Here is a 24,368-nt window from a genome sequence, read left to right as displayed (position 1 = left end):
AGCTACAAATAAAGCAGCTAAAATGAATGTTATTAGAGGTATTTTATTTTTCATACTTCCCTCCCTTTTTTCCTAATTGTACCATTTAGAGGAAGTGATATGTTGTATAATTTTGGTTGTATATGATATTCATGTAAGGTTAACATAACGTCTTATTATCGGTAGCAAGGACAAGGAGGAACCCCTATTCTCACAAGGGAAATTCCTTTTTTTTGTTTTATGGATCTATGCATTTTTTAATACATTCCTATCCTGGAGTGGCTTTAGAGTCCTCGTTTGTTGCTGAATTAGCTGAAAAACTGTACTTGCATACTCTTAGCGTGTTTTTTCAAAAATGCTGGCGATATCCTACATCCATCAACTTATGGATTTTATAATGTCCTCAAACCAAGAACCTCGAGTGTTTTTAGTCCAAGAACGTTAGTTATTAGATCTTAAAAGAACAGCCCTTCAAAATAAGGGATAGCACTAACAAAATCTATATTTTCTAGTTTATGGGAAATGTTTATTGTGATAAAACATCAGAAAAATCAAATAACATAAAGGAGATAAGGAATATGAACATATTAGAAAAAATTAAAGAAAACGTTTCAAAGGTTATTGTAGGAAAGGAAGGAGTAATTGATTTAGCGATGATTGCATTAGTTGCAAATGGACATGTTTTATTAGAAGACGTACCAGGAACAGGGAAAACAACATTAGCCAAAACTCTTGCGAAAAGTATTGATGGGGCTTTTTAGCGTGTTCAATTTACATCGGATACGTTGCCGGGTGATGTAGTAGGATTAGAATACTTTGATATGAAAGAAAGTGATTTTAAAACGAGTAGGCTATGCACCAGAAGATCTTCTCTGAGTTAGTATCTCTCATTTGTGGTAGGAAGAAAAATAATATAACTCCTCATCGCCATCAGATTAAGAATTTCATTATTCTCCAAAACGACAAAAGTACACTGAATTCTCATAAACAACCAACTGTGGTGAGATAAAATTTTTGTTTTGGGGCATGGGGAGCCTGGAGTCTTTAGCTTGATAGTGATGTGACGCTATCCCACATAGAAATTAATGATTTTACACCCTAAATGTTATTTAACTAAAAAATATCTCAAATTCGAGATTTTTTACTTGCTTTTTAATCACTTGAGTTGTAAAGTGATAGTAACGAAAGCAAATGAGTCACCTGAAAAACATATACTCAGTTACTTTCGGTTTACAAGACAAAGTAATTTATGAATGAATTCAATGCAGCTTATTTAGTAAAAACTACGACTAAGTTATAAAAACATAATGAGAATAAATTGAAAAGCTAAGAAGCATATTATTTTTTTGGCTATCACTTGACTAGTAAAATGAAACGGAGGAATGACCGATGTATGAAATTAAAGGGCATCATCACATTTCAATGGTTACGAAAAACGCAAATGAAAATAATCACTTTTATAAAAACGTGCTTGGTTTACGTCGTGTGAAAATGACGGTAAATCAAGACGATCCGTCAATGTATCACTTATTTTACGGAGATAAGACAGGAAGCCCAGGTACGGAGCTATCATTTTTTGAAATTCCTTTAGTAGGAAAAACATATCGTGGTACGAATGCGATTACTCGAATTGGATTACTCGTTCCGTCAGAGGACAGTTTGCAATACTGGAAAGAACGATTTGAGGAATTTGGTGTGGAACATAGTGAAATGACAACATATGCAAATCGTCCTGCTTTGAAATTTGAGGATTTTGAAGGACTTCGTTTCGTACTACTCGTTTCAAACGGCGAAAAAGTGAAGCATTGGGAAACGTGGGAGAAATCAGAAGTTCCTGCAAAGCATCAAATTCAAGGAATGGGTGCTGTGGAAATGACAGTGCGTAGACTTGATAAAATGGCGAGTACACTTACAGAAATGTTTGGTTACACAGAGGTTAGCCGAAATGATGAAGAAGCAATTTTTCAGTCTATAAAAGGAGAGGCCTTTGGAGAAATCGTTGTGAAATATTTAGATGGTCCTTCTGAAAAGCCGGGCCGCGGTAGTATTCATCATTTAGCAATTCGTGTGAAAAACGATGCAGAGCTTGCCTATTGGGAAGAACAGGTGAAACAAAGAGGCTTCTATTCTTCAGGAATCATCGACCGTTTCTATTTTAAAAGCTTATATTTCCGTGAATCAAACGGAATTCTATTTGAAATTGCGACAGATGGACCAGGATTTACAGTTGATGGAGATGTGGAGCATTTAGGAGAAAAACTTGATTTACCACCATTCTTAGAAGATCAGCGAGCAGAAATTGAAGCAAATTTAGCTCCGATTGAAGAGAAGTAATAGAAGAAAAAATACAAATTTAATATATAAATGAAAACCATTGGAGGAATAGAAAATGAACCAATTAAAAGGAATTCACCACGTTACAGCGATTACAAGTAGTGCAGAAAAGAACTATGAATTTTTCACTCATGTTTTAGGAATGCGTTTAGTTAAAAAAACGGTAAACCAAGATGATATTCAAACGTACCATTTATTCTTTGCAGATGATAAAGGTAGTGCCGGAACAGATATGACATTCTTTGACTTCCCAGGTGTTCCAAAAGGAGTACACGGTACAAATGAAATTTCAAAAACTTCATTCCGTGTTCCAACGGATGCAGCATTATCATATTGGGTGAAACGCTTTGATCGTCTTGAAGTGGAACATACAGGAATTAAAGAGCAATTTGGTAAGAAAACTCTTTCTTTCGTTGATTTTGATGATCAACACTATCAATTAATCTCGGATGAAGTTGATAAAGGGGTAGAATCAGGTACACCATGGCAAAACGGGCCAGTGCCATTAGAATATGCAATTACTGGTTTAGGACCTGTATTTATTCGTATCGCAAACTTTAGTTTCTTTAAAGAAGTGTTAGAAAAAGTTCTATTATTTAAAGAGATTGCTCAAGAAGGAGAATTCTATTTATTTGAAGTGAATGAAGGTGGAAACGGTGCATCTGTCATTGTAGAACATAATACAGTTCTTCCTGAAGCACAACAAGGTTTTGGTACAGTTCACCATGCTGCATTCCGTGTAGAAGATCGCGCTGTATTAGAAGAATGGATTGAAAGAATAGGTAGCGTTGGTCTCCCTTCATCTGGTTATGTAAATCGTCACTTCTTCGAGTCATTATACGCAAGAGTTGCACCGCAAATTTTATTTGAATTCGCAACAGACGGTCCTGGTTTTATGGGAGATGAGCCATACGAAACACTTGGAGAAAAATTATCTTTACCTCCATTCCTAGAGCCAAAACGTGAAGAAATTGAAAAATTAGTTCGTCCAATTGATACAGTGAGAAGTACAAAGGAATTTATTAAAGAGTAAAAATAGAGATAATAAGTAGGAGAGCAAGTAGTTTTAGCGAATAGCTGAAATTGCTTGCTTTTTTATTGGTCGATAAAAATTCTGATAATTATTTCTCAAGTTTTGTAATAGGAAATGTTTAGTATAATAACAATAAAATATTAAAAATTCTGATAATAATTTTTCAATACATGCTAATGGGCGATGATATACAATTTGAATAATTGTATAAATATCCCAAATTTATAAATTGGGGCAAGGGGGACGCGAGGTATGGGAGCAGATGTAGTAACGAAGGAGCAAATGAAACATTTTTTAGATGATTGGTATCGTGTAATGTTGCAGCAACATATAGAGAAAGCTACAGAAATGAAAGAGGAGATTGATAGTAAGATTAGTGGTTTGGAAGTGGATCAAGATGTATCGCTTTATCATGCGTTATTGAAATTCAGATATGATGCATTAGTTGATTGGATTGCAGTTAGAGAAGATAGTTTTGATAAAGTAGAATCTTTCGAAATTCCGACAGAAGGCTTTCTAGCGTATTACTATCACTTCTTTAAAGGATTTCATTGTACATTAATTTCAAATTATAACGAAGCGAAAGAACAGTATGAAAAAGCTGAGAAGTTATTGAAATATATTGCAGATCCGATAGAGCATGCAGAGTTTAATTATCGGATGGGGAACTTTCATTATCATTCCTATCAACAAATTAATGCGATTGATTATTTGAAAAAGGCAAAAGAAGATTTTATGAAGCAATCAGGATATGAGATTAATTTTGCCTTATGTGAGAATATTTTAGGGTTATGCTATGTTGATTTAAATCAATTTGAGTTAGCAGAGGAGATATTTAATAATTCATTAAATGTTTTTCAACAAATTAATCATGAAAAATATATTTTAATGGTTAGAAATAACTTAGGGTTGCTATATGCAAATCAGAATTTATCTGAGTTAGCCATTCGCCATTTATCCGAAGTAACAAAGAAAGCTCCTAATCATTTTAGGGCACTGTACTTGGAGGCTGATGAATATTTAAAAATAAAAGAATTTGAAAAAGCGAGTGCCATAATAAGTAAAGGATTGCATATTTGTAATCAGTTGAAGAATCAAGAATATCAATACCGATTCATGGTTTTAAATGAAATGAATACAAATATTGATGCATTAGAAGAGGTTGTTATAGCAGGTATTTCTTACTTTGAAAGAGAAGAGTTATTTGACTGTATTCAGGAATATACAGAACGCTTAGCAGATAAATTTTATGATATAAACAATCATGAAAAGGCTAGTAAATATTATCGTATGAGTAAAGAAGCGAGGCAAAAACAGATGACAAAAGGGGCGTTAAAGTAATGAAAAAAATTGTGTTAACAGTAATTGGATTTGCATTTACTTTCTCAGTTTTAGGTTCCCATGATTTTAATGCTATTGCTCTTAATAAGGGAGATACAGGTGGAGCGCCAGCAGGACCAGAGTATTCTGGTTTTAATAAGGGAGATACAGGTGGAGCACCAGCAAGACCAGACTACGTTAACATTGGAGACACGGGTGGAGCACCTGCAGATAATAGAGGCGACGGCGGCGGAGTAAGCCAACTATAATAAAAATAAAGAAGGGACTTCATATGGAAGTCCCTTCTTTATTTTTTGGCCATGCAGAGAAAAGAATTGACTTACTTTTAATATGTAACTATAATAGTTACAAAGTAACCATCAGTAATAGAGATGAGTTATATTTTTTTTATATAATTGTAACTGATTCAGTTACAATTAAAAATCAATCATAAAACAACCAAAAAATGTAAAAACTTTAAATAGCAACATGAGAAAGGAGACGGAAATTTTGAAACGGTTTAAGTTTTATATGATTAGCGGTATTGTGCTCGTTTTGTTAGTAGTATGTAACTTCGTCGATAAGCCGATTGCGAAGGTTAGAGAAGTGAAAGATACTGTTATGATGAAGCTGAATACGAAAGAGAGTATGGCACAGATTGATGGGCAGACGATTTACTTTAAGCAAATTGGTGAGGGGAAGCCGCCTTTACTTATGCTTCATGGATTTGGTGGTTCTTCAGATGGGTTTAGTGATATTTATCCGGAACTTGCGAGAGATCATACGATTATTGCAGTTGATATTTTAGGATTTGGGCGTTCTTCTAAGCCGGTTGATTTTCAGTATTCGTTTCCTGCGCAAGTGAATTTATATTATAAGTTAATGAAGAAGCTCGGATACGATCAGTTTGCGGTATTTGGTCATTCGATGGGGGGAGAGATGTCCCTTAATTTAGCGTATTTATATCCGGACGCAGTGACACATCTCGTTTTGGCGGATTCTACAGGAATCGAGTCTTTCCAGCAAAAAGAAAGTTATGAAGTGTCGCCCCTATCAACGGATCTTCAAACAGTAACAGAGATTACGGATTATAATAAAAATGAAGTGAAAAATAGTCGTGATGATAAAGAGCATTACGATCAGCTTACGAAAATGAGAGAGCGCCGCATTGCGATGGAGGCCGATAAAATTAAAGTACCGACTTTAATTATATGGGGACGACATGATAAGAGCGTTTCTTGGAAAAACGGTGAGCTGTATCATCAGTTATTTACAAATAGTACATTTCATATTATTGAAAAAGGATACCATGCTCCGTTCCGCCAAGAGCCAATCGAATTTATGGAATATGTACAAGCATTTTTCTCAAAGCATCCACAATAAAAAGTTTTTAAGCATAAATCCACTTCTTTCCTCATACAGTGAAACTAATAAGGCTTGTCTAAAGAAAGGAATGAAGTGATTTGGAAATTTTACCATGGTGGGTGTATCTTGTAATTGTTGGGATTGTACTAAGTGGCTACATGGTTTTATATACTTCGAAAAAAGAGCAAGAGATGGATAATGAGTTTATTGAAAAAGAAGGCGAAGTATATATGAAACGTTTAGAAGAAGAGCGTGAGAAACGTAATCAGGATAGTGATAAGGATTCGGTATTGCTTTAATAGAAACTTTTGAAGAAGAGAAAAGAGTTTAGTTTCTCTTCTTTTTATTGTTCGGGAAATTATTATAGAAGAAAAATATAAAAAATTTGCATGACATAAAGTGCGCAATGGCTTTATGTTAAGGTGTAACGCATAAGTTGCGTAGGTTATGCAACGATAACTAGCTTTACTCTTCATCATTTGTTTGACCATACTAGGCGTAGAGAGGTGATAAACACAGTATGATTTTTAGCGAGCGTTTAAAAGAAGAAAGGGAAAAAAGAAATTGGTCCCAAAATGATTTGGCTGAAAAACTTCATGTAAGTAGGCAATCTGTTTCGAAATGGGAGACGGGAAAGAACTATCCGAGCATTGAAATTATTATTCATTTAAGTGATTTGTTCGGTATTACGATTGATGAGCTATTGAGGAGTGATGAAGAGTTGACACAGAAAGTTATTGAAGATAGTAAGCAATTGGCATATCCAAAATGGAAGGTGTTTTTTGATAGTTTATTTATGATGGGCGTATTTTTGTTTGTTACAAAAATCATTGTGTGGATGTTAAATAAGTTTGCAGGAGCGAGCGTTACAATTGTAGCAGACGCACCGTATGTGATGAACTTTCTACCTCTTATATTAATGATTATAGGTGGCACGGTTTCTGATAAGTTGAAGAAAATATATAAATAGAGGAAAGGTTTGAAAGAAATTCCCTACACTAGCTGTTCTTTTCATATAAATTGTGTACTATAAAGGATAGGATGATATAAAGAAGGGGACATTTAGAATGGAATTTCATGAACAAAAGATTTTGCCAGCAGTGAGGCAAATTAAAGACTTGGAAAAGCTATTACATAGTTCGTATGAATATATTGTTATTTTAGATATTCATGTTGGTCAATTGAAGAGTGTTGTTTCACTCGCGAAGCAACACGGTAAAAAGGTGTTTTTACATGTTGATTTGATCCATGGGTTACAAAGTGATGGGCATGCGACGGAGTTTTTATGCCAAGAATATAAACCGTACGGGTTATTGTCAACAAAGGCGAGCGTAATTATGAAGGCGAAGCAAAAGGGTGTCGTCTCCATTCAACGCATCTTTTTGATTGATTCTAGTGCGATGGAAAAGAGCTGTAATTTGTTAGAAAAGACGAAACCGGATTATATAGAGGTGCTTCCTGGTGCGCTAACGGATGTGATCGCTGAAGTGAAAGAGCGTACAGGTGTACCAATTTTAGCGGGTGGTTTTATTCGTACTGTGGAGGATGTTGAAAGAGCTTTACATGCTGGTGCGACAGCGATTACGACATCGAAAAAAGAATTATGGAAACATTACCAAAAAAAGTGACGAAAATGTGAAAAGATTCTGTTGACACCGCTTTCATTAACGGTTAACATTATAGACAAGTTAATAAACGTGACGGAGAAAAGAAGAGATCCACATTTCATTGTTTCTATATACTTTTATATAGAAGCGTGTAAGCTGTGGATCTTTTTCTTTTGAAAAAAACGAATGGCCATTCATTTTACCTCTATCACATTTGAAAGCATTTAAATTGATTGTGGAGGGATTTTATGTCAGCATTTTTAGGGGAATTAATAGGGACAGCGTTGTTAATCGTACTTGGTGGCGGCGTTTGTGCTGGTGTAAGTTTAAAGAAGTCGTTTGCGAAAGATTCTGGTTGGATTGTAATTACAATGGGCTGGGGCTTAGCGGTAGCGGTTGCAGCGTATGCGGTTGGATCAATTAGTGGGGCACATTTGAATCCAGCTTTAACGATAGGACTAGCATTTAAGGGAGCGTTCCCATGGAGTGACGTACCAGGTTATATCGCAGCACAAATGATTGGGGCAATTATCGGGGCAATTATCGTATATTTACACTATTTACCACATTGGAAAGAAACAGAAGATCCAGGAACAAAGTTAGGCGTATTTGCAACAGGTCCAGCAATTCCGAACACATTTGCAAACCTTTTAAGTGAAATGATTGGAACATTCGTTTTAGTATTTGGTATATTAGCAATTGGAGCAAATAAATTTGCAGATGGATTAAATCCATTTATCGTAGGTTTCTTAATTGTAAGTATTGGTTTATCATTAGGTGGAACAACAGGATACGCAATCAACCCGGCTCGTGATTTAGGTCCGCGTATTGCACACTTCTTCCTTCCGATTGCAGGAAAAGGCGGTTCAAACTGGAAGTATGCATGGATTCCAGTAGTTGGTCCGATTTTAGGTGGATCACTTGCAGGTTTATTCCATCAAGTTGTATTTGAAGGAAAACAAAATTCAGCACTTATTTATGTAATTATTGCAACTGTGGTTGTACTAGCAATCTCATATATGACAAGTAAAAAAAGTGGAAGCACTACAAATAATAGAAAAGTAGCATAGGGGGAAACCGATATGAAAAAATATATTCTTTCATTAGACCAAGGAACAACTAGCTCACGCGCAATTCTTTTCAATAAAGCAGGGGAAATCGTTCATTCAGCTCAAAAAGAATTTACGCAACATTTTCCAAAGCCAGGCTGGGTAGAACATAATGCACAAGAAATTTGGGGATCTATTTTAGCAGTTATCGCAACTTGCTTAAGTGAAGCGGATGTAAAACCAGAGCAAATCGCAGGTATCGGTATTACGAACCAACGTGAAACAGCGGTTGTATGGGATAAAACGACTGGTAAACCAATTTATAACGCAATCGTATGGCAATCTCGTCAAACAATGGAGATTTGTGATGAGTTAAAAGAAAAAGGTTATAGCGAAATGGTTCGTGAAAAAACAGGTCTTTTAATTGACGCATACTTCTCTGGTACGAAAGTAAAATGGATTTTAGATAACGTTGAAGGTGCAAGAGAAAAAGCAGAAAACGGTGAGTTATTATTCGGAACAATTGATACGTGGCTTGTATGGAAACTATCTGGTGGTAAAGCGCACGTAACAGACTACTCAAATGCATCACGTACATTAATGTTTAACATTCACGACTTACAGTGGGATGATGAGCTTCTAGACATGTTAACAGTACCAAAGAGCATGCTTCCTGAAGTACGTCCATCATCTGAAATATATGGTGAAACAATTGATTATCACTTCTTCGGTCAAAATATACCGATTGCAGGTGTAGCTGGTGACCAGCAAGCAGCATTATTTGGACAAGCTTGTTTCGGTGAAGGTATGGCGAAAAATACTTACGGAACTGGTTGCTTCATGTTAATGAACACAGGTGAAAAAGCAGTAGCTTCTGAGCGCGGTCTATTAACAACAATTGCATGGGGTTTAGATGGTAAAGTAAACTACGCATTAGAAGGAAGTATTTTCGTAGCAGGTTCTGCAATTCAGTGGTTACGTGACGGAATGCGCATGTTTAAAGATGCAAGTGAGAGTGAAGTGTACGCATCACGCGTTGAATCAACTGATGGTGTATACGTTGTACCAGCATTCGTAGGACTCGGAACACCTTACTGGGATAGTGAAGTACGCGGCGCTATGTTTGGCGTAACACGCGGTACGACGAAAGAGCACTTCATTCGTGCGACGCTAGAATCTTTAGCATACCAAACGAAAGATGTACTTTGTGCAATGGAAGCAGATTCAGGTATCGAACTAAATACATTACGCGTTGATGGCGGAGCAGTTAAGAATAACTTCTTAATGAAGTTCCAAAGTGATATTTTAGAAGTTCCTGTAGAGCGTCCAGTGATCAATGAAACGACAGCTTTAGGTGCAGCATACTTAGCAGGTCTTGCGGTTGGATATTGGAAAAACCAAGATGAAATTAAAGCGCAGTGGCATATGGACAAACGCTTTGAACCAACGATGGAAGCGGAAACAAGCGAAGAGCTATATGCTGGATGGAAAAAAGCAATTGAAGCAACAAAAGCTTTCAAATAATCATAAACAGTGTTATAATGATGACAAGTTAATAATTCGGTAGGAGATTTGGAGAGACCACAACACGCTATAGAGGCGAAATCTATAGCGGAGTTCGTGGTCTCTTTTTTCGTTATCAAAGGGAGGAATTACCATGAAATTTTCAAGTAAACAACGTAAAGACGTATTAAACGGAGTAAATAAACAAGAGTTAGATGTGATCGTAATTGGTGGAGGTATTACTGGTTCTGGTATTGCATTAGATGGGGCAACACGCGGGTTATCAACAATTGTGTTTGAAATGCAGGACTTTGCAGCAGGTACATCAAGTCGTTCTACGAAACTTGTACACGGTGGTCTACGTTATTTAAAACAACTTGAAGTGAAAATGGTAGCAGAGGTAGGGAAAGAGCGTGCGATCGTATATGAGAACGGTCCCCATGTAACAACACCAGAGTGGATGTTACTTCCGTTCCATACAGGCGGTACGTTCGGATCATTCAGTACATCAATTGGTCTTCGTGTATACGACTTCTTAGCAGGTGTAAAACGAAGCGAGCGCAGAAAAATGTTTAACCGTGAAGAAACATTAAACAAAGAGCCTCTTGTGAAAAAAGAAGGATTAAAAGGCGGCGGTTACTACGTAGAATATCGTACAGACGATGCGCGTCTTACAATTGAAGTAATGAAAGAAGCAATTGAGCATGGTGCGAAAGCTGTTAACTACGCAAAAGTAGACAGTTTCTTATATAAAGATGGAAAAGTATGCGGTGTACGTGTAATCGATTTACTAGACGGAGAAGTGTACGAAGTTTACGGTAAGAAAATTGTAAACGCAGCTGGTCCTTGGGTAGATACACTTCGTGAAAAAGATAACTCGAAAAAAGGAAAAGTACTTCAGTTATCAAAAGGTGTTCACTTAGTAATTGATCAAAAACGTTTCCCATTAGGTCAAGCAATTTACTTCGATACACCAGATAAACGTATGGTGTTCGCGATTCCTCGTGGCGGAAAAACATACGTAGGTACAACAGATACGTTCTATGATAAAGATGCAGCTGTACCACACATGACAACAGAAGATCGCACATACATTATTAATGCGATTAACTACATGTTCCCAAGCGTGAAAATTACGGAAAAAGATGTTGAATCAAGCTGGGCTGGTGTACGTCCATTAATTTATGAAGAAGGTAAAAATGCATCTGAAATTTCTCGTAAAGATGAAATTTGGACTTCTGAATCTGGTTTAATTACAATCGCTGGTGGTAAATTAACAGGATACCGCAAAATGGCTGAAATGGTAGTAGACTACGTAACAAACTTACTACAAAAAGAAGGTCATAGTGCATATCCGAAGAGTGACACGAAACATATGCCAATCTCTGGTGGACATGTAGATGGTTCACACGGATTCCAAGCATTCGTTGCGAAAAAAGCAGACGAAGGTACGAAATCTGGTTTAACGAAAGCGCAAGCAGAAGAGTTCGCGAAATTCTACGGCTCTAACGTTGACGTACTATTCGACTTAGCGAAAAAACATAAAGACGAAGCGAAAGAATATAACATGCCGCTTGACGTTCTAATCCCACTTGTATACGCAATGGATTACGAAATGACAGCAAAACCAGTAGACTTCTTCGTACGCCGCAGAGGTGCTGTATTCTTCAACATCCACTGGGTATACGAGTGGAAAGAAGCAGTAATCAACTACATGGCTGCGAAACTAGGCTGGAGCAAAGAAGAACAAATGAAATACACAGCAGAATTAGAAAAAGCATTAACAGACGCTGTTATTCCTGTAGATCAACAAGAACAAGCAGCTGCGTTAGCGTAAAATAGAAAACCACCTGAAGGGGAGCCTTTAGGTGGTTTTTTTATCTTGACTAAAAATAAATAGAATGTGTTACAATGATGATAGGGTATGTAGTATGAATTTTGCATAAAATAAAAAAGACAGAAGTCTGAGAAACTTCTGCCTTGTGTAACCTAACTTGCTATTGTGGTGGTAGTAGGTGCGGTTATAAGACAATTACATTAACGTTTTAGCCGAGAACCGCCCTTACCTTTTCCACGAAGCAGGGTGGTTCTCGCTTTTTTGTATACAGAAATTAGCCACGGACCGACGTATCTTCTACCGATGACAACGCCAGCTCCGGTTAGGATACCATACACTAATTTGATTACAAACATCGCGATCATTTTATCACCTCCCCCCTTTTTTCAAAATGGAAGAGATGATTACCACACCTACTAGTTATAGCGTTAGTAAGTTACTTTTTAATTGTATTATTTTTCAAAATAAGGGACAAGACATATATGTAAAAATAAATGACTCATTCGTGTGTAAAGTGAGGGGGCGATGAGCAAATAAAGATTGATTTTACTCATAGTAAAGAAAAATTAAGAGTTCAAAAAACGGTATGGACATTGCTAACCGTTCTTTTTTTTATGAATGTATAAAACTTTTCCATAGAGTGCGTCGTCTAATATATGGGAAGGAGGAAATAGTGTGGATGAATTAACAGTAGAGATGTTTGAAATAGAAGATAAAGAGGACACCTTGATGATGATCAAGGTGTTTTTGTTATATGTAAAAAGAATTCACTATTTTGATTAAGTACAAACGTAAATAGATAGCAAAAGAGGGCTATGATAAATAACCCTCTTTTCGTGTTTAAATAAGTGCACTTGCTTTTATAGAAGTACATAATTCAGAACGAGAAATTGATTCAGCTAGTTGTTGTAAATAGGCGTATTCTTCCGCATCTTTTTCAGAAGTGTTAGGATCTAATAAATGAGAAGAAAGAAGTACATCAATTGTCAGTATATCCGAATCATGAGAAATGATTTTATACCCTGCAAATACAGGGTATTTTAAATCTTTTACTTTTTGAATCATCTGATGGAAATTCGTAACGTTTATATTGATTTTTGCTAATGGAAAGCATTTTTCGGTAGGATTCTCGATGGTCTTTCTAATTTTATAATCGTATACGTAGTAGTACTTTTCTTGCTGCTCAAGTGCTTGTAATTCCTTCGTTAATAAGTGGTATTTATCTGTAAGTCCAGTTGTGAGTGCATCGTTTTCTTCTCCAACTACTAATGTGAAAAGTGTTGGTGATGAAATTGAAATGGTGCGGACGTTTAAATCAATAAAAGTGGGGTTCAATTGTAAAATGGTATGTAATTTTTCGGTAGGAAACTCACCGTCATAAATAGCAATGAAATAATGATTCATTTTTCCACTCCTTATTTTTTCTAAAATGATATATTCTATTTTGAAGTTGTAAATCCTGCATAAAAAAGAAACACCTTGATTCGTATCAAGGTGTTGTAATAAGTTCAAAGCTCTCTGAAGCAGCCCCGAGTATAAAAGGACTAACCTCGCCAACGCTATAAAGTTGTAATTCATGCATAGCTCGCGTACAAGCAGTGTAAAACAATCTACGAACACTCTCATCACTGTACACATCTTTAGAAGCATTATAAATAATAACAGCGTCAAATTCGATACCCTTCGCTAAGTAAGCCGGGATCACGACAATACCTTGCTCATACTCGGCGGAGTTACTTTTCACGAGTTTAATATTCTCGATATGATTAAGTGCTTCGTAGGCAGCGGCACTTTCAGCTGCGGATTTACATATAATTGCGATTGTATTATGCTGTTGTTTTTGAAGTTCAGCAACTTTGGAAGAAATACAGTCGTGCAGTTCGCTATCATTCGCTACTTTCGTTACTGTAGGCTTCTCACCGTCACGTTCAAATGCGTTAATGTTTTTTCCTTGCGGTACGAGAGCGCGTGTAAATTCAATAATCGGTTTTGTGGAACGATAGCTACGAGTTAAGTTGATGCCGTTCGTTTCATCGGGTCCGTATAAGCTAGTAAGTGTATTGAAGTTCACTGTTTCACTCGCATGGGCAAATATCGCTTGGTTAAAGTCTCCGAGCACTGTCATTTTTGCGGCAGGGAAGAGACGTTTTAAAAACTCGAACTGAAACGGAGAATAGTCTTGCGCTTCGTCTACGAGTACGTGTTTAATCGATCTATTCGTTTGGAAGCCTTCAATTAGTTCTTTTAAAAGTAAAAATGGAGTCGCATCCTCGTAATATAATTTTCCTTCATCAAGCATGTTCACAGTTAATGAGCAAATGTCGTCCCATTCTTTTGGCTTTTCTCCAGTAACCCATGATGCATCTGTGAAGAGTTGTTTATATATGCCTGTAAAATTGATGAAACGTAATGTTTGAACGCCTTTACGTAACGGCTTCAATTTTTTACGGACAATCATACGTCCAAGTACTTTCGTTTCTTTCTCATAATCATTAAAGGAGTTATCTTCAAACTCGCCTTTTTTCTGTAAGTATTTATAAGCTTTTTGATATTCATCTTTACTAAGTAATTCAATTTCTTCTTCTACCCATGGCTTTTTCAGTTCTGTTTTTTCGATTGCGTCTATTTGTTTGTTTAGCCAATCCGTTAACTTCTCGATTCTATTATGGAAGCGGAGGGAGGAATCCGTATTATAAAATTGCTCTGTAATTTCTTTAGCAGAGGCAATCAATTTCCCTCTAAATTTCATTCCTCTAAATAGCATGCCTGAAGATTCAAGAGATTGTCTGTACGCTCTAATCATCTCGAAAAATTGAGTAGATGCTTTAAATCGAATGCTCGCATTTCTCGTTTTATAAGCAGGGCTATTCGTTTCAGTTAGCATATATTCTAGTTGTTCATAAGGATCTTCAACATCAAACGATTTACTTAGTCTATGGTTTAAATATTCTTGGAATGTGACTTGCTGCATATTTTCTTCGCCGAGTTCTGGCAGTACGTTAGATACGTAACTGTTGAACATAGAGTTAGGGGAGAAGAGAATAATTTGGTCCGCTTTTAGCCATTCGCGATATTTATATAGTAAATAGGCAATACGTTGCAGGGCAGCTGACGTTTTACCACTACCAGCAGCTCCTTGCACGATAAGGAGTCGGCCTTCATCGTGACGAATAATTTCATTTTGCTCGCGCTGAATCGTAGCGACGATACTTTGCATATGTTTATTCGTACCTTTTCCAAGCGCCTGTTGCAGAATTTCATCGCCAATTGTAAGGCTCGTATCGAACATAGAATCAATCTCGCCATTTTGAATAATGTACTGTAATTTTTTCTCCACATTACCGCGAACTACGCCTCCTGGTGTTTTGTATTCAGCTGGTCCTGGTGGATAGTCGTAATAAACGCTCGAAATAGGTGCGCGCCAGTCGTATATGAGGAAGTTTTCTCCGCTAGCATCGGTAAGCGTAGCGACGCCGATATAAATTTCCTCTGCGGCAGGTTCACCTTCTTCTGTAAAATCAATGCGTCCGAAGTAAGGGGCTTTATGCATACGTCTTAGTGCAGCGAGTCGATTGAAAGTGTGCTTATGTGTAATTTGTGTTACAGCAAGGGACTGAGCTTGTTGCCTTAAGTTGATAACTGTTTCAAGATAATCATCAAAAGTATCAGTATTCACTTTCACGTCATCCCAGAAATGTTTACGAATATGGATTACTTCTGCCCGGCGTCTGCCAGTTTCGTTTTCCAGTTTATCAATTTGCTGCGTAATCGTTTCGATTACGGTATCCAATCTTTTTTGCTCTAGATCAAGTTTTTTGTTCATACGGTAGCACTCCTTTAAAAGTGAAAAATAGAGGTTGACTGAAGATGTGTTTTGGTGTACAATTAAGATACGGATAAATACGTTCTTTGCGTTTTATAAAATGTGTTTCTGTACTAATTTAACATAGTTTTTTCATTTAATCAATGATAATAAGATAAACCTTGGTTCCATGCTACGTGGATCAAGGTTTTTTTGTTTTTGTAGAGGGAGTCACGCTTGTTGTCGTTTTTTGTCGGTAAGTCGATATATTTCGAAAATCGCCGATATAATTCATTCAGAGGACCAACTATATAATTTCATTTACCGAATCTGGATATAACTCCCGAGAGAAGAGGGTATACAAAAAAGCTCAGGCCTAAGCCCGAGCTTTTTATTTCATTATTTCTTTTCTTCTTTTTTCTCGTCAGCTTTTTTCTCTTCGAAAAGATCTTTCAAATCTTTATCGTCAACTTTTACGTCAGCTTTTTTGATTTCTTTCATCATAAGATCGTTCATGAATGCGCCATCTTGCATTTTCTTCGCAATTAGTTCTTTTTTGATGTCAGCTTTAGATTGTTCGAATGATTTTTCTGGCTCTTTAATGTCTGTAACTTTAATGATGTGGTAACCGAATTGTGTTTTTACAGGTTCGCTTACTTCATCTTTTTTCAGTTTATAAGCAGCATCTTCGAATTCTTTAACCATTTTACCATGTTCGAAGAATCCTAAGTCTCCGCCTTTTTCTTTTGAACCAGTATCTTCAGAGTATTGTTTCGCTAACTCTTCGAAAGATTTACCTTGTCCAAGTTCTTCTTTAACTTTCTTCGCAGTAGCTTCATCTTTTACAAGAATGTGGCTTGCTTTAATTTCAGGTTTGTAGTTTTCTTTTAGTTCTTTATCAGTGATTGTTTTTTCAATTGCTTTTTCTTGAGCTAATTGAGCACGTAACATATTTTTAAATGTTTCTTCTTTCATACCTTGTTGTTTTAACAGTGTATCGAATTGATCACCAACTTGTTTTTTCGTTTCATCGAGCTTTTTATCTACTTCTTTGTCGTCTACTTTGTAGTTTTTGATAAGTACTTTTTCCATAACCATACCTTGTAAGACTTGGCTACCAGCTTTTTGCTTCATTTCATTGTAGAAATCTTCTTTCGTAATATCACCAGCTTTAGAAGTAACAACTTTGTCTGATGATGATGTTCCACATGCTGATAATGCGATTACACTTGTTGCGGCTAAGGCAAGCATAGCTTTCTTCATTCAATAAACACTCCTACTATTATGTATTTTTAATTTATCCTACACCAATGAACTTAAGTTCATAAGAGCCCGATTAAGTCTCACTGATACTTTTGCTTTTTATATTGTTAAAGCGCGCTTAACAGGGCTTACCGAGGCTGAGGATAAAGTTTTGATGGATGTTATTTGTTCTATAGTATAAGCAATATGTACAAAGTTTAATATATCATATTTCGACTCGTTTTCATATTGATAAAGAAAAATTAACCATATCGTGTCAGATTTTGAAAGTGTGCCATATTGGGCGGATGCCGCATATACAGAATAGAGGAGGGGATGGGGATGAATTCTCAACTTATTTTATTACTTGTACTGTTTATTTTATTGGTTATAGTAGGTATAATTTGCTTATAGAGGAAAAAAGTGAGGAAGGGGCTTTCCTTCCTCACTTTCCATGAAATATAATTTCTATATAACTAGAAATTAATAAAATTGTTATACATACATTAATAACCCGAAAGACACCGGGCTGGCGGCTCGCAGCTATTTGTTTTCGTTCACACAGTGTATGTGTCATGAAATTCGTGTAAAATATAACAAGAAGTGCGAATGCGACAAAAACAACTGTTATAAGTGTCATGAGGCGAGACCTCCTTTTGGCTAAAATACATATACTTTATATATTGTATCATACGATATTTTGTTCGTGTTATAAAATTCAGAAATAGAAGACTTTGTGTTAGAAAGTGAGGGAGAAAATGGACGTTGTTAGAAGATTAGAACAAGCTGAATACTACGTAGACCTACTATTTAAAATGATTGATGAAGAAAAGTGTCCATTTTATTCTTTAATCATAAAGAAAAAAGCCCGTAAAAAAGATATTGAACGTATACTGAAACTTTGTGAAACATTGAACGAACAATATGTAGCGGAGAAAGCAGAAGGCCTTTTATTGTTCGATGCGCTGTTAGATCAATTTGAAAAAGCGCTTCCACATCAGCTCGAAGTAAACGAAACTGCGGAAGCGCTAGCAAAACAAGGTTTATTTAACCCACTTATGAATGAATTCTTACGCATGAGTGCGAAAAAATAAATAGATTATTTCTTAACTAACTTCTGATCGGATTCCGTAAAATTCTCCTCAATATCTTCTAATGATTTCTCAAAAATATCGATGAAGTCTTGTCCGTAAATATTGCGCAAGATAGCAATCAGCTCGATATTTTCTGGGAACTTTCCATAAAAATTACGAAGTGCAAGAGCCCCATTAAACACTGAATTACTTTCAGGGTCATACTCCTCCATTAAGCGAAGTAGTAATTCTTCCCCTTTATCTGTAATTTCAATGTACGTATTTCGTTTATCATCTTCTTTTTTCGAGAATACAAGATAGCCGCGTTCCTCAAGCTTTTTCGAGAAGTTAAACGCCGTTGATACGTGCATAACTCCAAACTTAGCAATCTCAGAAATAGAAGCCCCTTTTAAATGATAAGCGATTGTTAAAATATGATGCTCATTAATATTTAAATCGTAAGGCTTAATCCACATTTGCCAATCTTTCTCTACACATTTCCATAACGCTTTCGATAATTGAGCAATGCGTTGGCTGAAAATCATCGCTTCTTTTACCGAGTAATCTTTTTCTCCACTTTTCATTTACTCACCCACTTTAACATTCTTTTTCATTACTATCTATTATGCCAGTAAAATAAAAATTAATAAAGTCTTTTTGTGAGAATTGTGAAAATTTTTTAAAAAAATGACATTCTATACAAATCATGCATAACTATGGAAGCGGTTTATGAGTCGTGAGTACATGTGTTGTCCTTACATGTTAATGGCTAACATATATTGTAAATGCATAAAAACACGGCATATCTATGTGATATGCCGTGTTAAGGTCAATTTATATAAAAAATATTTGTTATATGCAAAAACTAAGCAGGAATTTGTTTACGCTTTTTCTGGAACAGCTTCTTGTAGTTTCTCAATTGACTTTTGAATGTCCAAAATTTCTTTTTCAATATGGCGCTTGTTTTGAGAAATATCTTGTTTCCAGTTAGAAAGCGTGTCTTGCATGTCGTCTTTTAATTCTTGAAACACTTCTTTACCTTCTGAAGCAGTTTCAACGATTTGACGCTTTAATAACTTTGTATCAGCTGTAATATCAGCTAAAGTCTTTTTAATATCATTTCCTTTTTCTTTTAACTTGCCGCGCATGGCTTTGCCAGAAGAAGGAGTAGAGAAAAGAACTGCTAATCCAGCAACTGCTCCGCCGCAAAGGACACCTGTAATAAAGGATTTAGCTTTTGACATAAAAAGAGACCTCCTTATTTTTCGTTCGTATTCATGATGTGAAATAGTATGCATATCTTTAAAACAAGAGAAAGAAAAGAGAACTTTTCCTTCTTGTAAGTGCGCTATGCACAGAAAAGTATACCCCGGTATATGGAGTGAAGAAACAAGCCTTGCAATATGTAATTACTTCGGGGAATTGGCTTGTTATGTATTACGTCTTCTTATAGTGTCACTATTTCACACTATTTGCAATTGTGCTTGCGATGTTTTGTAAATTTTCCATTGTATATTCATTTTGGTGTGATTTCCAAACGGCACCGAAACCATCGTTTTCACCGTAGCGTGGAATTAAATGAAGGTGGAAGTGGAACACAGTTTGTCCAGCTTTTTCACCGTTATTGTTAAGTAGGTTAAAGCCAACTGGATTAAACTCTGCTTTAATCGCATTTGCGATTTTTGGAACGACAGAAAAAATGTGTGATGCGATTTCTGGCGTTAACGCAAAAATGTCTTGTTTGTGAACTTTCGGAATAACAAGAGTATGTCCTTTTGTTACTTGACTAATATCTAAAAATGCAAGCACATGTTCATCTTCGTATACTTTTGAGCAAGGGATTTGCCCGTCAATGATTTTACAAAAAATACAATTGTCTGCTGTATGATTCATTGATCTCATCCTTTCAAATATCCTTAGCCGTATTTTACCATAATTACATAAGAGAACAAACACGAAAAACAGGAAGCTGAGTCAGCTTCCTGTTTTCTGAAGAGGGATTGAAAAAGCATTATCGTAATTTACGTTTCGCAGACACCCCATTTATTTAAGAAATGCATGGTAAATCGGCTAAAGTTTCTGCCGTAGACACCCCATTTTCAAGTGAAATGAATTGCAATCTTTTTAAAATGAAATTGTTTATTTTTTAAAACAGTATATGCTCTTTCGGAGACACCCCGTTTCGAAAATGAAACAAATAATCTGGTTATGTGTAAATTTCATTGTCCAACATGGACACCCCATTTCATGATGACTTCACTATGTTGTTATACTCATCAATTGGTGGTTGCTTTTTCAATGTGTTCCTTCTTCACTAATTATGATGTCCGCTTTCGTAAAAATATATGCTAACAAATTTAAATTTTTTTTGAACACATCGATACTATGTAGTACAGCGCAATTTTTGGTAAGATGAATATAGAATGAATACTAATGAAGAAAGTGGTGTCGTATGAGCGAGTTATTGCGTGTAGAAAATGTTACAGGAGGATATACGAAACGACCTGTATTAAAAGACGTTTCGTTCTCTGTTAATAAAGGCGAACTTGTCGGCTTAATCGGTTTAAATGGGGCTGGTAAAAGTACGACGATTAAACATATTATCGGTTTAATGGAACCGAAAAAAGGAACTGTCACAATTAATGGGAAAACAATTCGTGATGATATGACAGCGTACCGTTCTAGCTTTTCATTCATTCCAGAAACACCGGTATTATATGATGAGCTAACGCTAGAAGAGCATTTGAAATTAACAGCGATGGCGTACGGTGTCGATGAAAAACAGTACGAAGAACGTGTAGGACAACTATTACAAGAATTTCGTATGAAAAATCGTTTAAAATGGTTTCCATCTCATTTCTCAAAAGGGATGAAACAAAAGGTAATGATTATGAGTGCATTTTTAGTGGAGCCATCTCTTTACATAGTAGACGAACCTTTCGTTGGACTGGATCCGTTAGCAATTCAATCTCTACTTCAAATGATGGATCAAATGAAAAAGAGCGGCGCAGGTATTTTAATGAGTACACATATTTTAGCGACGGCAGAACGTTATTGTGATTCGTTCATTATTTTACATCAAGGCGAAGTAAGAGCGATGGGAACATTATCTGAACTGCAATCACAGTTTAATATGCCAGGTGCAACGTTAGATGATATTTATATTGCCTTAACAAAGGAAGAAGATTATGAATAGTACAGCATTATGGAAAGAACGATTTCGTCACTTTCTAAAAGAAGTTCGTACATATAGTAAATACGTATTTAACGATCATTTGAAATTTATTTTCGTGTTTATCATCGGTGCGGGAGCGTATTATTACCAACAATGGTTACAAACGTTAACACCTTCGTTTCCAACTGCGCTCGTGATGGCAGTGTTAATTGGACTAGTTTTAACAGCTGGATCAATGCAAACGTTATTAAAAGAAGCAGACCTTGTTTACTTACTGCCAGTTGAAGAGAAGCTAAAGCCTTACTTCACAAAGGCCTTTCTCTTTACGCTTATGATTCAGTTATACATAATCGCAATCGTAGCAGCTGCGCTTGCCCCGTTATACTTCCAGCAAATGAAGCAAACAGGAGCGGCTTACATATGGATTGTAATCGCGTTTGTTATTGTGAAAGCTTGGAATTTATTTATAGCGTGGGAAAAGTCCTTTTTAACAGATCAAAATGTACAAAAGGCGGATTGGTTCATACGTTTTATCTTAAACGGTTTATTTGTATATTTCCTTGTAGAACGTACTTCAGTTCTTTTTATTGGCGGAATTGTTCTATTCATGGTGTTATACCTTGCTATCATGCATCAAATGGTGAAAGGGAAGCCACTAAACTGGGAGTATTTAATTTCTGAAGAAGGTAAAAAGATGATGTTACTGTACCGCATTGCGAATATGTTCGTTGATGTACCAGCATTAAAAGAGAGAGTATCCCGCAAGAAATGGCTTGATTTCATTCTTTCGATAATCGGCGAAAAGCGTACATATTTATACTTATATACGAGAACATTTTTAAGATCAGGTAACTATTTTGGATTATATGTGCGTTTGCTCGCTCTTGGAGGAGTTATTCTTTACTTCATTCCATTTTTATATGGACGATTCATCGTGAGTTTTATCTTCCTATACTTAATCGGCTATCAGCTATTAACTTTATGGAAACATCACCGCATGAAAATTTGGCTTGATTTGTATCCAGTAAAGGTAGATGAAAAGAAGAAAGATTTTCTTACTTTATTAAACGCGATTCTAATCATCGGGAGCGTAATCTTTACAGTTATATTTGCACTAGCAACGAAAGATTTCATGATGACAGGAATTTTACTTATCGTAAGCATATTATTTAGTATCGGTTTCGTTTACCAATACGGGGCGAAGCGCATTGAGCGTTTAAATTGAAAGGAATGAACCTATGATTACATATGAAGAGAAGGTTATAAAAGAATTGGAGCAGTGGAAAGCTACATTCATGAAAGATTCTTCTATGATGACACGGTTCTCCAAAAAAGTGCAGACGAAAGTACAACAGCTCATTCCGGCGAAAGTACAAAAGGTGTTAACAGAGACGATTCGTATGATGGTGCAAACGATCAGCGCCGGATCAAACTTTATAAAGCCGAAATTAAAAGAGACGACATGGTCACTGCAAAGACGTGACGATGAAGTACGCAAAAAAATGGATGAGTACAAAAAAATAGCAGCGGCGGAAGGGGCTGGGACTGGAGCTGGTGGTATTCTCCTTGGCCTTGCTGACTTTCCGCTTTTACTCGGCATTAAAATTAAATTTTTATTCGATGCAGCAACGTTGTACGGATTTGATACGAGTAACAAAGAAGAGCGCCTTTTTATCCTTCACGTTTTCCAACTCGCCTTTTCAAGTGATGATCATAGAAAAGAAATATGGAAAGCCATCGAAACGTGGGATACAGAAGAAGAAAATCATATGGACTGGGAAAAGTTCCAAACGGAGTACCGAGACTATATCGATTTAGCAAAAATGCTTCAGCTCGTACCAATAATTGGTGCCCCGGTCGGCGCATATGCGAACTATCAATTACTGCAAAGACTTGGAGAAGTGACGATGAATTGTTATCGTATGCGATTGTTGAATAGGGATTAAAAAGAAGGCGTCCTACATGTGTAATGTAGGACGCCTTTTCTTAGAAGCCAAGTCCACTATAGCTAGCTCCAACTATAATTAATACGATAAAGAGTACAATGATGAATGGAAATCCGCTCTTACCAGCTTGTCCATCTTCACCGCCGCCAGTTCCGCCGCTACCGCCTTTACCACCAAGTCCCATATGAACATCCTCCTTATTGTTATATATTGCTTTTACTATATGTTTTTCTACATTTACCAATAAACCCCTTCTAAAGCGCTAACTAACTTGAAAATCATTTCGTTTCATTTTATAATTTACTTACCGACCGGTAAGTAAAAATAAGTGAGGTACAGTATGACAAAGAATTTACAAACATCGCAGAACATTGTAGAGGCGTCATTTAAACTTATGGCAGAGCACGGTATTGAGAAAATGAGCCTTTCCATGATTGCGAAAGAGGTAGGTATTTCAAAACCGGCCATTTACTATCATTTTTCTTCTAAAGAAGCGTTAGTAGATTTTTTATTTGAAGAAATTTTTTCTGGGTATCATTTCTCTTCTTACTTCGATAAAGATCAATATACGAAAGAAAATTTTGCAAAAAAGTTAATTGCAGATGGTTTACATATGTTGTCTGAGTATGAAGGACAAGAAGGTATATTACGCGTCATAAATGAATTTATCGTAACTGCGGCGCGAAATGAAAAGTATCAGAAACGTTTATTTGAAATACAAGAAGAGTTTTTAAATGGCTTTCATGATTTATTAAAGCAAGGTGTAGAACTTGACGTTGTGTCACAACATGCAACAGAAGAGAATGCTCATACGTTAGCGCTCGTTATCGATAATATGAGCAACTACATGTTAATGGGATTCCAGTTAAAGTATAAAGAAATTTGGATTCGAAATGTGAAAAACGTCATAAAGGAGGAGTAAAAGTGAAAATGCAAAAAAACTGGTGGCTCGGTTTTCTTGGATTCATTGGAGTGTATAAAATTCCAGGTATGATAGAGGCTTTTCAGGCGGATGGAAGTTGGCTGAAGTTAATCGGTTTCATTTGGTTACTTTGGTTCGGATATTTTATTCCAGAGAAGAAAGATAATTAAATTTCAATTTT

General features: G+C 36.2%; 28 protein-coding genes. 19 read left to right on the top strand and 9 right to left on the bottom strand.

The window, feature by feature from the left end; all coding sequences use genetic code 11:
* Nucleotides 1–557 precede the first annotated feature (557 nt).
* The 13 genes from A6J74_RS11705 to glpD all read left to right on the top strand — a co-directional run bounded on the left by A6J74_RS11705 (nucleotide 558) and on the right by glpD (nucleotide 12,027).
* Complete coding sequence (locus tag A6J74_RS11705) at nucleotides 558–740, top strand: AAA family ATPase (protein WP_001022903.1); 183 nt, start codon at nucleotides 558–560, stop codon at nucleotides 738–740.
* Between the two features lie 24 nt (nucleotides 741–764).
* Nucleotides 765–860, top strand: a complete 96-nt coding sequence (locus tag A6J74_RS30690; protein WP_079996378.1) for a hypothetical protein — start codon at nucleotides 765–767, stop codon at nucleotides 858–860.
* A gap of 508 nt (nucleotides 861–1,368) precedes the next feature.
* The gene (locus tag A6J74_RS11695) at nucleotides 1,369–2,313 is read left to right on the top strand and encodes a ring-cleaving dioxygenase (RefSeq protein WP_000272969.1); all 945 of its coding nucleotides are present in this window, start codon (nucleotides 1,369–1,371) and stop codon (nucleotides 2,311–2,313) included.
* A gap of 55 nt (nucleotides 2,314–2,368) precedes the next feature.
* On the top strand, nucleotides 2,369–3,346 hold the full coding sequence (locus A6J74_RS11690; RefSeq protein WP_001072584.1) for a ring-cleaving dioxygenase: 978 nt from the start codon (nucleotides 2,369–2,371) through the stop codon (nucleotides 3,344–3,346).
* Nucleotides 3,347–3,598: 252 nt separating this feature from the next.
* Nucleotides 3,599–4,687 (top strand): response regulator aspartate phosphatase, encoded by a 1,089-nt coding sequence (locus tag A6J74_RS11685; protein ID WP_000500566.1) that lies wholly within the window; start codon nucleotides 3,599–3,601, stop codon nucleotides 4,685–4,687.
* The gene (locus A6J74_RS11680) at nucleotides 4,687–4,935 is read left to right on the top strand and encodes a hypothetical protein (RefSeq protein ID WP_000725083.1); all 249 of its coding nucleotides are present in this window, start codon (nucleotides 4,687–4,689) and stop codon (nucleotides 4,933–4,935) included. The genes A6J74_RS11685 and A6J74_RS11680 overlap by 1 nt, the downstream gene beginning before the upstream one ends.
* A gap of 241 nt (nucleotides 4,936–5,176) precedes the next feature.
* Nucleotides 5,177–6,049: an alpha/beta fold hydrolase gene (locus A6J74_RS11675; RefSeq protein ID WP_000819488.1), complete on the top strand. Its 873-nt coding sequence runs from the start codon at nucleotides 5,177–5,179 to the stop codon at nucleotides 6,047–6,049.
* Between the two features lie 80 nt (nucleotides 6,050–6,129).
* Nucleotides 6,130–6,330: a sporulation YhaL family protein gene (locus tag A6J74_RS11670; protein ID WP_000404439.1), complete on the top strand. Its 201-nt coding sequence runs from the start codon at nucleotides 6,130–6,132 to the stop codon at nucleotides 6,328–6,330.
* Between the two features lie 221 nt (nucleotides 6,331–6,551).
* Nucleotides 6,552–7,001, top strand: a complete 450-nt coding sequence (locus A6J74_RS11665; protein ID WP_000577659.1) for a helix-turn-helix domain-containing protein — start codon at nucleotides 6,552–6,554, stop codon at nucleotides 6,999–7,001.
* A 97-nt stretch (nucleotides 7,002–7,098) separates the two neighbouring features.
* The gene (gene glpP, locus A6J74_RS11660; RefSeq protein WP_000394289.1) at nucleotides 7,099–7,659 is read left to right on the top strand and encodes a glycerol uptake operon antiterminator GlpP; all 561 of its coding nucleotides are present in this window, start codon (nucleotides 7,099–7,101) and stop codon (nucleotides 7,657–7,659) included.
* A 227-nt stretch (nucleotides 7,660–7,886) separates the two neighbouring features.
* Nucleotides 7,887–8,708, top strand: a complete 822-nt coding sequence (gene glpF, locus A6J74_RS11655) for a glycerol uptake facilitator protein GlpF (protein ID WP_001272191.1) — start codon at nucleotides 7,887–7,889, stop codon at nucleotides 8,706–8,708.
* Nucleotides 8,709–8,720: 12 nt separating this feature from the next.
* Nucleotides 8,721–10,211, top strand: a complete 1,491-nt coding sequence (glpK, locus tag A6J74_RS11650; RefSeq protein ID WP_080609505.1) for a glycerol kinase GlpK — start codon at nucleotides 8,721–8,723, stop codon at nucleotides 10,209–10,211.
* 133 nt (nucleotides 10,212–10,344) lie between these two features.
* Nucleotides 10,345–12,027 (top strand): aerobic glycerol-3-phosphate dehydrogenase, encoded by a 1,683-nt coding sequence (glpD, locus tag A6J74_RS11645; protein ID WP_000672822.1) that lies wholly within the window; start codon nucleotides 10,345–10,347, stop codon nucleotides 12,025–12,027.
* A 200-nt stretch (nucleotides 12,028–12,227) separates the two neighbouring features.
* Here the strand turns inward: glpD and A6J74_RS30020 are convergent, their stop codons facing one another.
* The 5 genes from A6J74_RS30020 to A6J74_RS11610 form a co-directional block, all read right to left on the bottom strand.
* Nucleotides 12,228–12,392, bottom strand: coding sequence for a hypothetical protein (locus tag A6J74_RS30020; protein ID WP_000561154.1), 165 nt, complete (start codon nucleotides 12,390–12,392; stop codon nucleotides 12,228–12,230).
* A 475-nt stretch (nucleotides 12,393–12,867) separates the two neighbouring features.
* Nucleotides 12,868–13,431, bottom strand: coding sequence for a hypothetical protein (locus tag A6J74_RS11630; RefSeq protein ID WP_001017091.1), 564 nt, complete (start codon nucleotides 13,429–13,431; stop codon nucleotides 12,868–12,870).
* An 85-nt stretch (nucleotides 13,432–13,516) separates the two neighbouring features.
* Entirely contained in the window at nucleotides 13,517–15,850 is a 2,334-nt protein-coding gene (helD, locus tag A6J74_RS11625) for an RNA polymerase recycling motor HelD (RefSeq protein ID WP_001035451.1), read from the bottom strand.
* A gap of 378 nt (nucleotides 15,851–16,228) precedes the next feature.
* On the bottom strand, nucleotides 16,229–17,092 hold the full coding sequence (gene prsA, locus A6J74_RS11620) for a peptidylprolyl isomerase PrsA (RefSeq protein WP_000710079.1): 864 nt from the start codon (nucleotides 17,090–17,092) through the stop codon (nucleotides 16,229–16,231).
* Between the two features lie 424 nt (nucleotides 17,093–17,516).
* Complete coding sequence (locus A6J74_RS11610) at nucleotides 17,517–17,711, bottom strand: hypothetical protein (protein ID WP_000172690.1); 195 nt, start codon at nucleotides 17,709–17,711, stop codon at nucleotides 17,517–17,519.
* Between the two features lie 118 nt (nucleotides 17,712–17,829).
* Here A6J74_RS11610 and A6J74_RS11605 point away from each other — a divergent pair, with 118 nt between their 5' ends.
* Nucleotides 17,830–18,165, top strand: a complete 336-nt coding sequence (locus tag A6J74_RS11605) for a DUF1878 family protein (RefSeq protein ID WP_000383648.1) — start codon at nucleotides 17,830–17,832, stop codon at nucleotides 18,163–18,165.
* 5 nt (nucleotides 18,166–18,170) lie between these two features.
* Here the strand turns inward: A6J74_RS11605 and A6J74_RS11600 are convergent, their stop codons facing one another.
* From A6J74_RS11600 to A6J74_RS11590, 3 genes are all read right to left on the bottom strand, one after another.
* Nucleotides 18,171–18,728 (bottom strand): HTH-type transcriptional regulator Hpr, encoded by a 558-nt coding sequence (locus A6J74_RS11600; RefSeq protein WP_000834919.1) that lies wholly within the window; start codon nucleotides 18,726–18,728, stop codon nucleotides 18,171–18,173.
* 297 nt (nucleotides 18,729–19,025) lie between these two features.
* Entirely contained in the window at nucleotides 19,026–19,388 is a 363-nt protein-coding gene (locus A6J74_RS11595; protein ID WP_000030306.1) for a YtxH domain-containing protein, read from the bottom strand.
* Between the two features lie 214 nt (nucleotides 19,389–19,602).
* Nucleotides 19,603–20,037 (bottom strand): HIT family protein, encoded by a 435-nt coding sequence (locus tag A6J74_RS11590; RefSeq protein WP_001016840.1) that lies wholly within the window; start codon nucleotides 20,035–20,037, stop codon nucleotides 19,603–19,605.
* Between the two features lie 559 nt (nucleotides 20,038–20,596).
* On the opposite strand from A6J74_RS11590, the gene ecsA reads away from it, so the two are divergent.
* The 3 genes from ecsA to ecsC are packed head-to-tail and all read left to right on the top strand — an operon-like array spanning nucleotide 20,597 to nucleotide 23,265.
* A complete protein-coding gene (ecsA, locus tag A6J74_RS11580) occupies nucleotides 20,597–21,340 on the top strand; it encodes an ABC transporter ATP-binding protein EcsA (protein WP_001292604.1) in 744 nt (247 codons plus the stop codon).
* Nucleotides 21,333–22,544 (top strand): ABC transporter permease, encoded by a 1,212-nt coding sequence (locus A6J74_RS11575; protein ID WP_001089114.1) that lies wholly within the window; start codon nucleotides 21,333–21,335, stop codon nucleotides 22,542–22,544. The genes ecsA and A6J74_RS11575 overlap by 8 nt, the downstream gene beginning before the upstream one ends.
* Nucleotides 22,545–22,557: 13 nt before the next feature.
* On the top strand, nucleotides 22,558–23,265 hold the full coding sequence (gene ecsC, locus A6J74_RS11570; protein WP_000634139.1) for an ecs operon protein EcsC: 708 nt from the start codon (nucleotides 22,558–22,560) through the stop codon (nucleotides 23,263–23,265).
* Nucleotides 23,266–23,305: 40 nt separating this feature from the next.
* Here ecsC and A6J74_RS11565 read toward each other — a convergent pair whose 3' ends face one another.
* On the bottom strand, nucleotides 23,306–23,449 hold the full coding sequence (locus A6J74_RS11565; protein ID WP_000522751.1) for a YjcZ family sporulation protein: 144 nt from the start codon (nucleotides 23,447–23,449) through the stop codon (nucleotides 23,306–23,308).
* Nucleotides 23,450–23,605: 156 nt separating this feature from the next.
* Here A6J74_RS11565 and A6J74_RS11560 point away from each other — a divergent pair, with 156 nt between their 5' ends.
* Nucleotides 23,606–24,187: a TetR/AcrR family transcriptional regulator gene (locus A6J74_RS11560; RefSeq protein ID WP_000164841.1), complete on the top strand. Its 582-nt coding sequence runs from the start codon at nucleotides 23,606–23,608 to the stop codon at nucleotides 24,185–24,187.
* Between the two features lie 2 nt (nucleotides 24,188–24,189).
* Complete coding sequence (locus tag A6J74_RS30015) at nucleotides 24,190–24,357, top strand: hypothetical protein (protein ID WP_000783814.1); 168 nt, start codon at nucleotides 24,190–24,192, stop codon at nucleotides 24,355–24,357.
* Nucleotides 24,358–24,368 lie beyond the last annotated feature (11 nt).

Origin of the sequence: Bacillus sp. FDAARGOS_235, assembly GCF_002073415.2 — a bacterium.
In the GTDB taxonomy this organism is placed as follows: Bacteria; Bacillota; Bacilli; order Bacillales; family Bacillaceae_G; genus Bacillus_A; species Bacillus_A toyonensis.
This window is presented reverse-complemented; position numbering and strand designations above follow the sequence as displayed.